The organism is Streptomyces sp. S4.7, assembly GCF_010384365.1.
GTDB lineage: Bacteria > Actinomycetota > Actinomycetes > Streptomycetales > Streptomycetaceae > Streptomyces.
This window is the reverse complement of sequence record NZ_CP048397.1, coordinates 6,280,248-6,294,325: the sequence shown is the minus strand read 5'-3', so window position 1 is coordinate 6,294,325 and position 14,078 is coordinate 6,280,248. Positions and strand designations below refer to the sequence as shown.

13 protein-coding genes and 2 pseudogenes are annotated in these 14,078 nt (G+C 71.4%); 6 read left to right on the top strand and 9 right to left on the bottom strand.

Annotated elements, in window-relative coordinates; genetic code table 11:
- Nucleotides 1-3 precede the first annotated feature (3 nt).
- Nucleotides 4-786: a sirohydrochlorin chelatase gene (locus tag SSPS47_RS28045; RefSeq protein ID WP_164253381.1), complete on the top strand. Its 783-nt coding sequence runs from the start codon at nucleotides 4-6 to the stop codon at nucleotides 784-786.
- Between the two features lie 32 nt (nucleotides 787-818).
- Here SSPS47_RS28045 and SSPS47_RS28040 read toward each other — a convergent pair whose 3' ends face one another.
- The gene (locus tag SSPS47_RS28040) at nucleotides 819-1,439 is read right to left on the bottom strand and encodes a DsbA family protein (RefSeq protein WP_164253380.1); all 621 of its coding nucleotides are present in this window, start codon (nucleotides 1,437-1,439) and stop codon (nucleotides 819-821) included.
- A gap of 90 nt (nucleotides 1,440-1,529) precedes the next feature.
- Nucleotides 1,530-2,108, bottom strand: a complete 579-nt coding sequence (locus tag SSPS47_RS28035; protein WP_164255093.1) for a TIGR03086 family metal-binding protein — start codon at nucleotides 2,106-2,108, stop codon at nucleotides 1,530-1,532.
- 145 nt (nucleotides 2,109-2,253) lie between these two features.
- Here SSPS47_RS28035 and SSPS47_RS28030 point away from each other — a divergent pair, with 145 nt between their 5' ends.
- Complete coding sequence (locus SSPS47_RS28030) at nucleotides 2,254-2,610, top strand: GNAT family N-acetyltransferase (RefSeq protein ID WP_239065085.1); 357 nt, start codon at nucleotides 2,254-2,256, stop codon at nucleotides 2,608-2,610.
- Here the strand turns inward: SSPS47_RS28030 and SSPS47_RS28025 are convergent.
- The gene (locus tag SSPS47_RS28025; RefSeq protein WP_164253378.1) at nucleotides 2,591-3,589 is read right to left on the bottom strand and encodes a ketopantoate reductase family protein; all 999 of its coding nucleotides are present in this window, start codon (nucleotides 3,587-3,589) and stop codon (nucleotides 2,591-2,593) included. The genes SSPS47_RS28030 and SSPS47_RS28025 overlap by 20 nt on opposite strands.
- Before the next feature lie 142 nt (nucleotides 3,590-3,731).
- Between SSPS47_RS28025 and SSPS47_RS28020 the strand changes: the two genes are divergently transcribed.
- From SSPS47_RS28020 to SSPS47_RS28010, 3 genes and pseudogenes are all read left to right on the top strand, one after another.
- Nucleotides 3,732-4,889, top strand: a complete 1,158-nt coding sequence (locus tag SSPS47_RS28020) for a PP2C family protein-serine/threonine phosphatase (protein WP_164253377.1) — start codon at nucleotides 3,732-3,734, stop codon at nucleotides 4,887-4,889.
- Nucleotides 4,890-5,038: 149 nt separating this feature from the next.
- A pseudogene (locus tag SSPS47_RS28015) lies at nucleotides 5,039-5,637 on the top strand (ABC transporter permease subunit); the annotation flags it as partial.
- Entirely contained in the window at nucleotides 5,613-6,383 is a 771-nt protein-coding gene (locus SSPS47_RS28010; RefSeq protein ID WP_164253376.1) for an ABC transporter ATP-binding protein, read from the top strand. The pseudogene SSPS47_RS28015 and the gene SSPS47_RS28010, both read left to right, overlap by 25 nt.
- Nucleotides 6,384-6,400: 17 nt before the next feature.
- Here SSPS47_RS28010 and SSPS47_RS28005 read toward each other — a convergent pair.
- From SSPS47_RS28005 to SSPS47_RS27985, 5 genes and pseudogenes are all read right to left on the bottom strand, one after another.
- A pseudogene (locus SSPS47_RS28005) lies at nucleotides 6,401-6,742 on the bottom strand (LLM class flavin-dependent oxidoreductase); the annotation flags it as partial.
- Between the two features lie 129 nt (nucleotides 6,743-6,871).
- The gene (locus SSPS47_RS28000; protein ID WP_164255091.1) at nucleotides 6,872-7,600 is read right to left on the bottom strand and encodes a hypothetical protein; all 729 of its coding nucleotides are present in this window, start codon (nucleotides 7,598-7,600) and stop codon (nucleotides 6,872-6,874) included.
- Between the two features lie 135 nt (nucleotides 7,601-7,735).
- Nucleotides 7,736-8,098, bottom strand: a complete 363-nt coding sequence (locus tag SSPS47_RS27995) for a nuclear transport factor 2 family protein (protein WP_147875095.1) — start codon at nucleotides 8,096-8,098, stop codon at nucleotides 7,736-7,738.
- Nucleotides 8,091-8,645, bottom strand: a complete 555-nt coding sequence (locus SSPS47_RS27990) for a DUF1697 domain-containing protein (protein WP_164253375.1) — start codon at nucleotides 8,643-8,645, stop codon at nucleotides 8,091-8,093. Before SSPS47_RS27990 ends, SSPS47_RS27995 begins: the two co-directional genes overlap by 8 nt.
- Before the next feature lie 126 nt (nucleotides 8,646-8,771).
- Nucleotides 8,772-9,965 (bottom strand): S8 family peptidase, encoded by a 1,194-nt coding sequence (locus SSPS47_RS27985; protein ID WP_164253374.1) that lies wholly within the window; start codon nucleotides 9,963-9,965, stop codon nucleotides 8,772-8,774.
- 540 nt (nucleotides 9,966-10,505) lie between these two features.
- Between SSPS47_RS27985 and SSPS47_RS27980 the strand changes: the two genes are divergently transcribed.
- The gene (locus tag SSPS47_RS27980) at nucleotides 10,506-12,749 is read left to right on the top strand and encodes an MMPL family transporter (RefSeq protein WP_239065084.1); all 2,244 of its coding nucleotides are present in this window, start codon (nucleotides 10,506-10,508) and stop codon (nucleotides 12,747-12,749) included.
- A 100-nt stretch (nucleotides 12,750-12,849) separates the two neighbouring features.
- Here the strand turns inward: SSPS47_RS27980 and mgt are convergent, their stop codons facing one another.
- Entirely contained in the window at nucleotides 12,850-14,055 is a 1,206-nt protein-coding gene (gene mgt / locus SSPS47_RS27975) for a macrolide-inactivating glycosyltransferase (protein ID WP_164253372.1), read from the bottom strand.
- Nucleotides 14,056-14,078 lie beyond the last annotated feature (23 nt).

Below are 14,078 nucleotides of genomic sequence, written 5' to 3'. Positions count from 1 at the left end.
CCCATGTTCCGCAACCCCGCCGGACCGGCCCCCGGCCGCCCGGTGCTCGTGGTCGTCGCGCACGGCAGCCGCGACCCCCGGCACGCCGCGACCGTGCACGCGCTGCTGCGCCGGGTGCGCGCGCTGCGGCCGGGGCTGCGGGTCGAGGCGGGCTTCCTGGACTTCAACACCCCGTCGGTCCCGCGCGTGCTGGAGCGGCTGGACGCGGAGGGCGTACGGGACACGGTGGCGCTGCCGCTGCTGCTGACCCGCGCCTTCCACGCGAAGTCCGACATCCCGGCCGTGCTGCACGAGGCACGGGCGCGGCTGCCCCGGCTCTCCGTACGGCAGGCCGATGTCCTCGGCCCGTCGTCGCTGCTGACCGGGGCGCTGGAGCGCCGGCTGTACGAGGCCGGGCTCCGGCCCGGCGACAAGGGCTCGACCGGGGTCGTACTGGCCTCGGCGGGCTCGTCCGACCCGGAGGCGATCGCGGTGATCGCTCATGTCGCGCGGGAGTGGCGGCGCACCGGCTGGTGTGCCGTGCGGCCCGCGTTCGCCTCCGCCTCCCTGCCGCGCACCGAGGACGCGGTGCGTGAGCTGCGCGCGGACGGGGTACGGCGGGTGGCCGTGGCCCCGTACGTGATCGCGCCCGGCCGCCTGCCCGACCGCATCGCGCGCGGCGCGCACGCGTCGGGGGCGGACGTACTGGCCGATGTGCTGGGCCCCGCACCGGAGTTGGCGCGGCTGCTGCTGCGGCGGTACGACGCGGCGAGGGCCGCCAGGGAGATCGCGGCGCTGTCCGCCTGACGGCCCGGGTGCGCGGGTTCCGTCCGGCGAGTTCAGCCGAAGTCGAGGCCGCCGGTGCGGGTGCGCTTCAGCTCGAAGAAGTCGGGGTGGTTGGCGAGCACCCGGAAGCTGTCGAAGAGCCGCGCCGCCTCCTCGCCGCGCGGGATCGCCCGCAGGACCGGGCCGAACCAGACCGTTGTGTCGACATGGATCGTCGGCGTGCCGACGTACGCGTCGGCGGCCGGGTCCCTGCCCGCGTCGTGGCCGCGGCGTACGGCGTCGTCGTACGACGGGTCGTGGGCGGCGTCCGCGAGGCCGGCGGGCAGCTCCAGCTCGGCCAGCGCCTCGGCGACGACCGCGTCGAAGTCCTTGTCCCCCCGCTCGAGGATCCGGGTGCCGAGCGCGGTGCAGAGGTCGCGCAGAACCCCGTCACCGCGCTGCTGGGCCGCGGCCACGGCGACCCGGACCGGCCCGATGGACCGGTCCACCAGATCGCGGTACCAGCCGGGCAGTTCGTTGCCGGCGTTGTGCAGGTAGAGGCTCATCACATGGAAGCGCAGGTCGAGCGGTCGCTCCCGCTCGACCTCCAGCATCCAGCGTGAGGTGATCCACGCGAAGGGGCAGGCGGGATCGGAGTAGAAGTCGACGGTGGTGCGGTGTTCCTGATCGCTCATGTCACCGAGGCCAGCCGGGTGATGGCCCTGTTCTTCGGGCCATTCGTACGGCGATCGGGTGGGCCACTTCGGCGTGGCGCGCGCTCGTCCTCAATCGCGGGACGGGCCGCGTGCGGCCCGCCACCCCGGGTCGCGCCCACTCGCCGCGAGCGCCCGGTCGAAGGTCCCGGCCGTCGCGGGAAGCGGCACGGGATCGGCGAAGCCGTCGTACTTCCGGTACATCTCGGCGTACTCGTCGACGACACCGAGCACGAACGCGGCGGTCTCCTCGGAGAGGCGGAACTCCTGTCCGGTGGCCCGCGCCAGCTCCCAGCCGTGCAGCGCCATTTCCAGGGTCATCAGGGTGCCGACGGAGACCGCCGGTGTCGCTCCTGCTCCCTCGCCGATGTCGCCCTCCCACACGGCGGGATCCGCCCACGCGGTGACCGCGCGGTCGAGCGCGGCCCGGTACCGGCCGGGCCAGTCGGCGTCGGCCGTGAAGTCGCGCCCGGTCAGCGCCGCGGGCATCTCGGTGCGCCGGGCCCGGTGCTCCAGCCCGTGCGAGGTGTACAGCACCAGATGGTTGGCCAGGGCCCGGACGTCCCACTCCGCGCTGGGGGTACGGTCCGGGAGCCGGCCGGCGGGCACGCGGCCCGCGATCCGGGCGGCCTCGGCGGCGCACTCCCGCATCGCGGGATACACGGTGTCGAGCGGGTCACTCGTGCCCCCGCCGGTACCGCCGCTCGTGTCACTGCTCGTGTCGCTGTTCATGCGGCCCACGCTAGGAGCGGCTCCGGGCGCCGGTCTTGAAGAAAGGCGACAGGTCGCAACCCGGTTGCGGCCCGCGCGACGCCCCTCATGGCCTCCGCGCTTCGACGTGTGGGCCGTACGGCACGCCGGCCGCTGCGCGGGTCACGCCGAGATCAAGCCGTCGCCGGAGCCCTGGCCGGACGGCCACGAGCCGGCCTACGCGCCGGCGCCGGACGGCCAGGGCCGGGGGCTCGGCCGTGAACCGGCCGTGGCGCTCACCGCGTACGGGCACGACACCCTCGGTCCTGCCGAGGTCCATGCCACCGTCGACGCGGGGAACGCGCCCTCGCTCTCACTGCTCGTCCGGCTCGGATACACGTGTGTGCGGGACATCGCGGAGGACGGCGACGGCACGAGGCATCTCACGCACCGGCGTCGATGATCCTCAGCAGTTCGGCGACCGGCAGTGAGCCCGCCGGCCTGCGCTCGCGGGCGAAGGTGTTGGCGACGCGCTGAAGGGTCTCGTTGATCGGCGTCGGGACGCCGTGCGACCGCCCCAGCAGGACTATCTCGCCGTTGAGGTAGTCCGACTCGATCGTGCCGGTGCCCCGGCTGAGACTCTGCCAGGACGAGCCGCCGCCACCCTCCGGTACGGCGTACGGGTCGAAGCTCATCCTGCTCCGGACCTCTTCCTGCTCCCGGGCGCTCACGTATCCGACACCGGCGGCGTCGAGGACGGCGCGGCCCTCGGCGAGCGTACGGGCGGCGAGGTCACGGGCCTCGTCGCCGAGGATCCGGCCGGTGACCGCCTCCACGGCGTTGGCGAGGTTGGCGATCAGCTTGCCGTACTTCCACCGCATCGCGTCCGGTACGACCGGGGCCAGTATCCGGGACTTCTCCAGATCGGCGGCGATCCGGGCGGCGGTCTCGTCGGTGCCGGACGGGTAGCGGCCGAGATGCAGGGTGCCGGTGTACGGGGTGCCCCCGGCCGAGACGACGCCCGGCTCGACATGGGTGGCGGGCAGCCAGACACACATGGCGTACACGTGCCGGAAGCGGCGCAGGGCGAGGCGTTCGCTCTCCACCCCGTTCTGCGCGCAGACCAGCGGGAGCGTCTCCCCGGCGGTCCCGCCGCCGGCGACCGGCCGCGCGGCCCAGGTGTCCAGGGCCGCCGTGCTGTCCTGGGTCTTCACCGACAGCAGCAGGACGTCGTCCGGGCGCAGGTCGATCTCGTCGGGCCGTTCGACGACGGGCGGGCGGTGCACGCGGGTGCCGTCGGGCGTGGTCAGTCTCAGACCGTGATCGCGCAGGGCCAGGTGGTGCGCGCCGCGGGCCACGAGGACGACGTCGTGCCCCGACTCCGCGAGCCGGCCGCCGACACTGCCGCCGACGGCGCCCGCCCCGATGATGATGTAGCGCATCCCGACTCCGTTCCGTTCGACCGCGGGTTCGATTCGTGCCGAGCATAGATCCCGCTCGGGAGGGCGTCGGGGCGGCCGTCCCGGGGTGATCGGCCCGTGCCGCTCACAGGGCAGGATCCGCTGGTCGCTGTACCGTGAAAACATGCCGCCCGTCGACGCGCAGAGGCGCGAGTCCGAGGAGTTGTGGCGCGGGCCGGGGGCCGTCGTGGCCCTCGCGGTCGTCATCCTCGTGCTGGTCCTGGTCGTCGACGTGCTCGGCGGGTACAGGATCCGGCTGGGCGGCATCATGCTGGCCCTGCCCGCTCTGGCGGCGGTGTTCACCGGCCCCCGCGCGGTGGCGGTGATCACCGGGGTGATGATGCCCGCCTACGTCGTGACCCTCGCCGAGAACAACCGTCTGACCTTGGCCGACGCGCCGGTCGCCATCGCGACGGCGGTGGTCATCAGCGCGGCCGCGGTGGGCGCGGCCACGGTGCGGGAGAGACGGGCACGCCAGCTCGCGCAGTCACGCCGGGTGACCGCCCAGACGCAGCAGACGCTGCTGCGGCCGCTGCCACCCCGGCTGGGCCCGATGGAGATCTCGTCGTCGTATCTGGCGTCCGACGCGGAGTCCACGATAGGGGGCGATCTGTACGCGTGCGCGATGGTCGACGGGCGGCCGTGGGTGATCGTGGGGGACGTCCAGGGCAAGGGTCTGGCGACCCTGGAAGTGGTGCTGTTCGTGCTGAACGCCTTCCGCAGGGCTGCCCGGCAGGGTGTCGCCCTGCACGATCTGCCGGGCTTCCTCGACGACGCGGTGCGCCGCGAACTGACACTCGCCTGGGACTTGGCACAGCGGGGTGGCGACGTCACGCAGCAACCCGAGATGAAACGCCGGATCCAGGAGTCCTTCGTGACCGCCGTCGTGGTCGAGGTCGTCGGGGAGGGCGACGAGGTGCGGCTGGTCAACTGCGGTCACCCGACGCCGCTCCTTCTGCACGCCGGGACGGCGCGGGAACTGCCGGCTCCGAAGCCCTCGCTGCCGATCGGACTGCTCGGCCTCGACACCACCCCCGTACACGTCGAGAGTCACCGTATGGAACCGGGCGACACCCTGTTGCTCTACACCGACGGCCTCGCCGAGGCCCGCGACGGGTCCGGCGAGTTCTACCCGCTCGCCGAACGCGTCGGCCACTGGGCCGACCAGTCCCCGAAGACGCTGCTCGACACCATCCAGACCGATCTGCGGCGGCACGCCCTCCTCGATGACGACGTCGCCATGGTCACCCTCCGGCGGTGCGCCACCGGGCAGGCCGAGTGAGCCCCGCACCGCCGCCGCCCGATCGCGGGCTCGGCGGTGCCCGCGTGCCGCCCGATCCGCCCGACAGGACGAACACCGCCTGACGTGGCGCCGGTTGGTGTCCTAGGATTCCCGCGTGGCTGTCATGTCGCGCCTCTCGCCGCGCCGCTGTTGTTGTCGCTGACGAACGCGCCGCGCTCGGGCCGCTGTTCGGTGTCGTGGGAGGTCTGCTGCTGGCGCTCGTCTCCGCGCTCAGCCGGATCGCCGAAGGGGTGATCGACGGACCCGTGCAGATCAAGCGGGCCATCCCGTCCCTCGCCCTGATCCCGCTGCTGATCCTGTAATTCGGCATCGGCGAGTCCATGAAGGTCATCACGATCGCCCTGGGCGTCTTCGTGCCCGTCTACATTCCCGCGCACAACGGGCTGCGCACCATCGACAACCGCTATGTGGAGCTGGCCGAGACGGTGCGGCTGAGCCGTACGGCCTTCCTGCGCCATGTCGTCCTGCCCTGCCCGGCGCGCTGCCCGGATTCCTGCTGGGCATGCGGTTCGCCGTGACCGGCGCCTGGCTGGCCCTGGTCGTGGTCGAGCAGGTCAACGCCACGAGCGGGATCGGCTACATGATGGAGCTGGCGAGGACGTACGGACAGACCGACGTCATCATCGTCGGCCTGGTCGTGTACGGGCTCCTCGGGCTGCTCTCGGACGCCCTGGTACGTCTCGTCGAACAAAGGACGCTGTCATGGCGACGCACACTGGCGGGCTGACCGCCGAACACCCGGCCGGCACCGGCCCCGGCACCGTACGGATCACGGACCTGGTCCGCTCCTTCGGCGACCGGAACGTGCTCGACGGGCTCGATCTCACCGTGGGAGCCGGGGAGTTCGTGGCCCTGCTCGGGCGCAGCGGCTCCGGCAAGAGCACACTCCTGCGCGCGCTCGCCGGTCTCGACCACGATGTGACGGGCTCGGGCGAACTCAGCTCCCCCGAGCCGGTCCCCGTCGTCTTCCAGGACGCGCGTCTGCTGCCCTGGAAGCACGTGCTCGACAACGTCGTCCTCGGTCTCGACGGCCCGGACGCGATCGGGCGCGGCCGGGCCGCGCTCGCCGAAGTCGGCCTGGCCGGACGGGAGAAGGCATGGCCCGTCGAACTGTCCGGCGGTGAGCAGCAGCGCGTGTCGCTCGTCCGGTCGCTCGTACGCGAGCCGGGACTGCTGCTCGCCGACGAGCCGTTCGGCGCGCCGGACGCGCTGACGCGCATCCGGATGCATGTACTGCTGCGCCGGTCGTGCGCCAGGCACCGGCCGGCGGTCCTGCTCGTGACGCACGACGTGGACGAGGCGATCGTCCTCGCGGACCGCGTGGTCGTCCTCGCCGAGGGACGCATCGGCGCCGGCATCCCCGTCGATCTGCCCGCGCCCCGCGGCCACGCCAGCGCCGGGTACGCGGCGCTGCGCGAGCGGCTGCTGGAGGAGCTGGGCGTCGAGAGCGAACCGGGCCCGTCCGTCGGCTGAGGACGGCCGCCGGCCGGTCACCGTCGCGCCCACTCCTCGGCCAGCAGTTCGTAGCTGCGGACCCGGTCCGCGTGGTCGTGGGTGATCGTGGTGATCAGCAGTTCGTCGGCCCCCGTGGCGTCCCGCAGGACCTCCAACTGGTCCGCGACGCCCGCGGGTGAGCCGACGAACTGCGTCTGTGTCCTGTCCGCGACCAGTTCCCGGTCCGCCGCGCTCCAGTGGTGCGCGCGGGCCTCGTCGGGCGTGGGGAACGGGATCGCGCCCTCGCCGCTGCGGATGCTTCGCACCCACAGGCCGTAGCCGGTGGCCAGTTCGCGCGCGGTGGCCTCGTCCTCGGCGACGACGACGTCGGCCGAGACGACGCGCAGCAGGTCGATATGACGCCGGGAGTACATGCCGTCACGTCAACTCCGTACCCCCGTCCACGACAATGCCGCCTCGACCGCCGGACGGGCCGACGAGGTCGGTCCGGCGGTCGGGGCGGGGTCCTACATGGCGGCGAGCGCCGCCGGCTCGGCGGTCAGGGGCATGAAGCCCTTGTTCGTCTTGCAGCCGAGGTTGTCGTACGTGTTGACCTTCGTCTTCGGGTCGGTCTTGACCAGGTGGTACTTGCAGGCCTTCTTGATGTACCGGCCCTCGATCCCGCCCGGGAAGTCGATCTCCTTGTTCCACAGGTACGGCGACTCGTAGCGGTTGACGGCGGCCGTGGCGTTGACGTCGATGCCGCCGGGGGCGTCGATCTCGTACACCCAGCCGGTCTTGGCGGTGCCGTAGGTGGCGAACTTCTGCGCCACCCACTCCTCACAGGTGGTGCTGACGTGCGCGCTGTTCTGTCCGCCGCCCTTGACGATGTACTCGGCCAGCGGAACCATCGTGTCGCCGCGCGGGGTGAAGCCCTCGTCGAACAGGTCTTGCACGTTGTCTCGGGTGTCGCCGCGCCACAGCGTGTTGTCGTCGTTCCGCCACTGCCACCGCTCCGACACCGACTTCTCCCTGACGGTGTCCGCGATGAGCGGGTTGGTGGTCGTACGCCACCAGTCCCAGGAGCGGTACCGGGTGACCGGACCGCAGGGGCCCGTGTCGAGGGCGGGCTCGAGGGCCGGGGCGGACGCCGGGGCCGGGATCGGGGCGGTGGTGGACGCGGAAGCGGCGGTCGGGGCGAGTGCGGCGGTGGTGAGTGTGGCGGTGGCGAGGACCCGCAGTGCGGCCTTCAGCATGGTGAGCACCCATCAGTCGATCAACGTGACGGGCCCCTTTATAGCGGTGCGTGAGCCGCGTTTCGGGTGCGGCGGTACGGATCCCACCCGAATGGTCGGCGCCCGGGGCTCCACGGCGTGAGAGCGTCCGGGACGCTACGGCGTGAAGACCGTGCCCTGGTGGAAGTAGAGGAGCCAGCGGCCGCCGGTCAGCATCCACAGCGAACTCCGGTGCGCCAGGCGACCGTTGTGCTCGGTGTCGAACGTCAGCAGCACCAGGTGCGGCGCGAGTTCGACGCCCCGCATCCCGGACGTGGTGACGGGGTGGGCGGCGGGCGCGTCGTGCGCGGTGAGTTCCGCGATGACCGACCCGCGGTCCCAGCGCCGGCCGGACGAGCCGAACTCGGTGAAGTCCGGGTGGAGAAGCTCCCCGATCAGCTCCGCCGACGAGCGGACGGCCGGGTCGAGGAGGCGCAGTTCGGCCTCGACGGCGGCGACGACCGCGGGTGACTCAGCCATGGGTCAGCTCCACCAGTTTCACCACGGTGTTCCAGTTCCGGCTGGTGGCGACGGTGCCGGGGTACAGACGGGGTCTGGACAGCGCCTCGGCGAGTCTGGAGCGGCCGAGGCCGTCGGGGGCGTACAGGTACAGCGCCCGGTCGCCGAGCCGGAACTCCTCGGGGAGGTACGACTGCTGGTCGACGGCGGCGAAGCGTTCGGGGCCCACCGGCTCGGAGAAGTAGGTGACATGGAGCTGCTTGCCCTGGAGCGACGCGGCGGGGAAGGGGCAGTCGTCTGCGACGGCCTTCAGATAGGCGGCGTCGCGCACCAGACAGTCGACGGCGAAGCCGAACTCCTCCTGGAGGGCGTCACCGAGAGCGGCGGCGAGCGCCGACTCGTCGGCGCCGGTGGTGTCGGTGAAGACGGCGTTGCCGCTCTGGAGATACGTGGCGACGTCGCCGTGGCCGAGAGCGGTGAGCACGTCGCGCAGCGCGGCCATCGGGACCTTCCGGCTGCCGCCGACATTGATTCCGCGCAGCAGCGCCGCGTACCTGGTCGTCGTCATGGGTCCACGATAGGTGGGCGGTCGCCCGGGACCGCTGCGGCATGCGGAAGGCGGCCGCCGCGCCCCGTGGGGGAGAGCGCGACGGCCGCCGGTCCTGGGCTGTCCTGGGACGTCAGAGTGTCCCGGTCACTCGACGACCTTCAGCAACTTGTTCGCGGTGCCGGGGTCGGCGTCGCTGATGACGTCGGGCGTGGCCCCGCCGGTCAGGGCCGTGGCGACGTCGGCCGGCGCGGCGTCGGGGTGCCCGCCGAGGTACACCGCGGCGGCGCCGACGACGTGGGGTGTCGCCATCGACGTACCGGAGATGGTGTTGGTGCCGGTGTCGCTGTCGTTCCACGTCGACGTGATGTCGCTGCCCGGGGCGTAGATGTCCACGACCGGGCCGTAGTTGGAGAAGGACGACTGCTGGTCGTCCACGGTGGACGAGGCGACCGTGATGGCTTCCTCGACGCGGGCCGGGGAGGTCGTGCCCGCGTCACTGCTGTCGTTGCCCGCCGCGACGCCGAAGGTGACGCCGGAGGCGATGGCCTTGCGGACGGCCTCGTCGAGGGCGGGGTCGGCGCCGCCGCCGAGGCTCATGTTGGCGACGGACGGGCCGCTGTGGTTCGCGGTGACCCAGTCGATGCCGGCGACGACCTGCTCGGTGGTGCCGCTGCCCGCGTCGTCGAGGACCCGGACCGCGACGATCTTCGCCTTCTTGGCGACACCGTGCGAGGCGCCCGCGACGGTGCCGGCGACGTGCGTGCCGTGGCCGTTGCCGTCGTCGGCGTTGTCGTCGTTGTCGATCGCGTCGAAGCCCGACGACGCGCGTCCCTCGAAGTCGGCGTGCGTGACGCGGACTCCGGTGTCGATGATGTACGCCGTGACGCCCTCGCCCGCGGCGTCCGGGTAGGTGTAGGCGTTGTCACCGGCGGTCGCGGTCTGGTCGATCCGGTCGAGACCCCAGGACGGCGGGTTGTCCTGGGTGGCGTCGATCGAGAACTTCTTGTTCTGGACGACCTTGGAGACGGCCGGGTCGGCGGCGAGCCGCTTGGCCTCGGTGGCCGAAAGGCCGTTGGCCGAGAAGCCGTTGATGGCGGAGGAGTAGGTGCGGTTCAGCTTCCCGCCGTACTCCGCGGCGAGATCCTTCTTGTTGGCCTTCTGGTCCAGCATCACGATGTAGCTGCCCGCGACCGCGCCCTTGGCGTCGGCCCCGTACACCGTGCCGAGGGGGGTGGCCGCGCCCGCCGTGGGGGCGAAGGCGGTGATACCGGCGACGGCCGCCACTGCTGTTATCGCCGCGGTGAGTCTCATCCGGACGACACGCTTATGAGTTGTCATGAAGAGGGTTCTCCTCGTGAGCATTTGTGGGGGGATGGCCCGTCGGACGAAAGAACTTCCGGCGGGCTGATTCGAAACCCTGGCTGATTGTCGCGCTCAGATCAAGACCTTCAGGCTGCTGTGACTTAGAAAACAAAGTTGCTTAATGCGAAATCGGCCATGTGCGCCCAACTCGGACCGCGACCGCGATCTCCCTCCGTGGCACGTTAGTTGTAAGGGGCTTCCATCCCTCTTGTCAGGGATGTCACCACCCCGTGAGAAGGAGAGCGGGCCCTCTCCAGGTCACCGGGGAGCAGGAGGAGAAGGCCTGAATCCGACCATAAATTCGAGTCGGAGACCGCGGCACACGGCCGCTCTCGGGCCCGAGGGGACGGACCGGCGATGGTGGCGACAGAGAGACGGCAACGGGGACGGGGACGGAGAAGGGGAGACGCGACGCCGCCGGGACGGGGCCCGGCGGCGTCGCCCGCACCGCGCGGAATCGCGGCGCGTGCCGGGGTCTGGAGCGCCCGGCACCGGTGGACGGCGGTCACCGTCTGGGTGCTGTTCGTCGTACTCGCCATGGGACTCGGCTCGGCGGCCGGCCAGGTCGACGTCAAGGACAGCGAGCAGATGTCCGGCGAGATCAGCCAGGCCGAGCGGATCATCGAGGACGCGGGTCTGAAGGAGCCGGTGGGCGAGTCGGTTCTCATCCAGGGTGTCGACTCGTCGACGTCCGCCACGGACAAGGAGTTCCGCGCCGGGGTCGAAGCGGTCCTGACGGCCGTCGAGAGCACGGGCGAAGTCGCCGACGTGACCTCTCCGTACGACACGAAGACCATCTCCAAGGACGGCCGCAGCGCGCTGGTGCAGTTCAACATGCGCGGTGATCCGGAGACTTCGGGTGAGCGCGTGGAGACGGTGCTCAAGGCCGTCGAGGGCGTGCAGGAGGAGCACGAGGGCACGCTGCGGATCGCGGAGATCGGCGGCGCCAGCATGAACAAGACCTTCGACGAGGCGTTCGGGGACGACTTCAAGCAGGCGGAGATCTCCGCCGTGCCGGTGGCGCTGGGCATTTTGCTGATCGCCTTCGGCGCGCTGGTCGCCGCGCTGCTGCCGGTCGTCCTCGCCCTGACCGCCATCATGGCGACGATGGGGCTCATGGCCGTGGTCAGCCATGTCATGCCGATGAGCGACACGGCCAACTCGGTGATGCTGCTGGTGGGTCTGGCGGTCGGCGTCGACTACTGCCTGTTCTACCTGCGGCGTGAGCGCGAGGAGCGCGAGGCCGGCCGGGACGCCGAGACCGCGCTGCGGATCGCCGCGGCGACGAGCGGCCGGGCGGTCGTCGTCTCCGGTGTCACGGTCTGTGTCGCCATGGCGGGCATGCTCTTCACCGGGCTGGCCGAGTTCAAGGCGATGGGGCTGGCGTCGCTGATGGTGGTCGCGGTGGCGATGGTCGGTTCGGTGACCGTGCTGCCCGCCCTGCTGTCGCTGCTCGGTGATCGTGTGGAGCGGGGCCGGGTGCCCTTCCTGAACCGCCTCAAGCAGTCGAAGAAGCAGCGTGCGGGCAGTGGTGGCGGGAGCGGTGAGAGCCGGTTCTGGCGTGCCGTGCTCGGTCGCGTACTGCGCGGGCCGAAGACCGCGCTGGCCGTGGCCGCGGGCGCGCTCGTCGCGATCGCCCTGCCCGCGGTCGGCATGCAGACGCAGAACTTCACGCTGGACCAGGAGTTCGGCGACTCGCTGCCCATCGTCCAGACGTACGAGCGGATCAACGCAGCCTTTCCGGGAGGCGCGGAACCGGCCGAGGTCGTGGTGCGGGCGGACGACATCAACGCGGCGCCCGTACGGCGGGCACTCGCCGACTTCCGTGCGCAGGCGGTCAGTTCGGGCGCCTCGGAGGGGCCCGTCGAGATCGTCACGCACGACGAGCAGAACGTCGCGATCATCGAGGTGCCGCTGGTCGGCGGCTCGGACCAGGACCGGGCGGAGAAGAGTCTGGGGCTGCTGCGGGACACCGTACGGCCCGCCACGCTCGGCACGGTCGACGGTGTCGAAGCGCCGGTCTCCGGCCAGGTCGCCGGATCGAAGGACTTCAACGACCAGCTCGTCGGGGCCGTGGCGCCCGTCTTCGCCTTCGTGGTGATCTTCGCCTTCGTACTGATGCTGCTCTGCTTCAGGTCGCTGACGATCGCGGTGACGTCGATCGTGCTGAACCTGCTGTCGGTCGGCGCCGCCTACGGCATCCTGACCGCCGTCTTCCAGTACGGCTGGGGCGCGTCACTGGTCGGCGCCGAGGGCGTCGGGGCGATCATCTCCTGGCTGCCGCTGTTCCTCTTCGTGATCCTGTTCGGTCTGTCGATGGACTACCACGTCTTCGTGGTGTCCCGGATCCGGGAGGCGCGGATGCGGGGTCTGACCACCCGTGAGGCCATCACCCACGGAGTGGTGACCACGGCGGGCGTGGTGACGAGCGCGGCAGTGATCATGGTCGCCGTGTTCGCCATCTTCGGGACGCTGTCGATGCAGTCGATGAAGCAGATGGGCGTCGGCCTGGCGGCCGCGGTGCTGATAGACGCGACGATCATCCGGGGCGTACTGCTCCCGGCGGTCATGGCGCTGCTCGACGAGCGCAACTGGTACTTCCCCTCCTGGCTGCGGTGGCTGCCCGACCTGACGCACGACGAGTCGGTCGTCGCGCCGGCGCGGACACCTTCGGAGGCGGAGTCCCGCGGCGGCGACGGTGCGCCGACGGTCGACGCGTACGGGAAGACGGGCGATCAGCCCGATCCCGTACGGATCTGAGGCGCCGACTTCCCCCGTACGCCGCACGCGCCGCGCGCCCGACCGGACTCCACCGGCCGGGCGTGCGGCGTAACCGGCGACCGGCGACCGGCGACCGATGTCAGGCGCCACGCACCGGCAGCGCGGCCTCGATGATGTCGGCCGCCTGCCGTGCGCCGCCCTCCTTGGCCATGTCCCGCTTGATCTCCTCGCCCCTGCGGGCGACCTCGGGGTCCGCCATCAGCCCGGTGACCGCCTCCCGCAGCGCCCCGGCCGTCGCCTCCTCCACGGACAGCCGCCGGGCGACACCGAGCGAGACGAGCGTGTCGGCGTTGCCGAACTGGTCGGCGAGCAGCGGTACGGCGACCATCGGCGTACCGGTCGCGAGTCCTTCCTGGCTGCCCCCGGCGCCCGCGTGGGTGATGAACACGTCGGCCTTCTTGAGGATGGCGAGCTGAGGCACCCAGGAGTGCACCTCGATGTTGCCGGGGAGCTCGCCCAGTTCGGCCGGGTCGACGAACTTGCCGATCTGGAGCACCACATGCCAGCCGGGCAGTGCGCCGAACGCCTCGACGCAGGCGCGGTAGAAGTCGGGCTGTTTGGTGTTCGCCGAGCCGAGCGAGACCAGCAGCACCCTCTCCGCCCCGGCCGGCCGCTCCCACTCCCCCTGGTCGGCGCGCTCCCCCTGGCAGGCGCCCACGAAGGTGTAGACGGACTCGTCCACCCGGTCGGCGAACAGCTGAAGTGCTTTCGGAATCAGCACGATCGCGCGATCGGGATGGACGACGAACCGGTCCAGGGGAAGGTCCATGCCGTTCTCGTCGAGCCATGCCTGGAAGCGGTCGAGGTAGGCCCGGCCGCGCTCGGACTCGGCGAGCTGGGCGTTCTGGGGAGCGGCGACCTCCTCGTCGTACCCCTCCCAGGCGACCATGTTCGGTGAGAGCTGGACGTACGGGACGCCCCACCGATGGGCCAGGACCGGCGCCGGGTACGACGTGATGTCGCTGATGACAAGGTCCGGGCGGTCGTTCTCGAATGCCTCGGCCAGCTGGGGCAGCACCTGCGTCCCGTCGTCGAAAAACGGCTCCAGATTGTCGACCAGCTCGGTGCCCCACGCGTCGGGGTCGTCGTCCGTCGGCAGGGTGGAGGTGTAGATCACCGGCTCGGCGCCGGTGGCGGCCACCTTCCCGGCGAAGGAGGCCGGGATCGCGTAGCTGACGCGATGCCCCCGGGCGACGAGCTCCCTGATGACTTCGAGACTCGGGTTCACGTGCCCGTGGGCGGCGATGGAGAACATGGCGATATGGGCGCGCTGTCGTGAGGTCATACCCGCAGCCTAGCATCAAACGA

Bases quoted from the DNA above. Each gene is read 5' to 3' on its own strand.
- SSPS47_RS28045 (WP_164253381.1), top strand. From the start codon at position 4: ATGTTCCGCAACCCCGCCGGACCGGCCCCCGGCCGCCCGGTGCTCGTG.
- SSPS47_RS28040 (WP_164253380.1), bottom strand. From the start codon at position 1,439: ATGAGCGATCAGGAACACCGCACCACCGTCGACTTCTACTCCGATCCC.
- SSPS47_RS28035 (WP_164255093.1), bottom strand. From the start codon at position 2,108: ATGCGGGAGTGCGCCGCCGAGGCCGCCCGGATCGCGGGCCGCGTGCCC.
- SSPS47_RS28025 (WP_164253378.1), bottom strand. From the start codon at position 3,589: ATGCGCTACATCATCATCGGGGCGGGCGCCGTCGGCGGCAGTGTCGGC.
- SSPS47_RS28020 (WP_164253377.1), top strand. From the start codon at position 3,732: ATGCCGCCCGTCGACGCGCAGAGGCGCGAGTCCGAGGAGTTGTGGCGC.
- SSPS47_RS28010 (WP_164253376.1), top strand. From the start codon at position 5,613: ATGGCGACGCACACTGGCGGGCTGACCGCCGAACACCCGGCCGGCACC.
- SSPS47_RS28000 (WP_164255091.1), bottom strand. From the start codon at position 7,600: ATGCTGAAGGCCGCACTGCGGGTCCTCGCCACCGCCACACTCACCACC.
- SSPS47_RS27995 (WP_147875095.1), bottom strand. From the start codon at position 8,098: ATGGCTGAGTCACCCGCGGTCGTCGCCGCCGTCGAGGCCGAACTGCGC.
- SSPS47_RS27990 (WP_164253375.1), bottom strand. From the start codon at position 8,645: ATGACGACGACCAGGTACGCGGCGCTGCTGCGCGGAATCAATGTCGGC.
- SSPS47_RS27985 (WP_164253374.1), bottom strand. From the start codon at position 9,965: ATGACAACTCATAAGCGTGTCGTCCGGATGAGACTCACCGCGGCGATA.
- mgt (WP_164253372.1), bottom strand. From the start codon at position 14,055: ATGACCTCACGACAGCGCGCCCATATCGCCATGTTCTCCATCGCCGCC.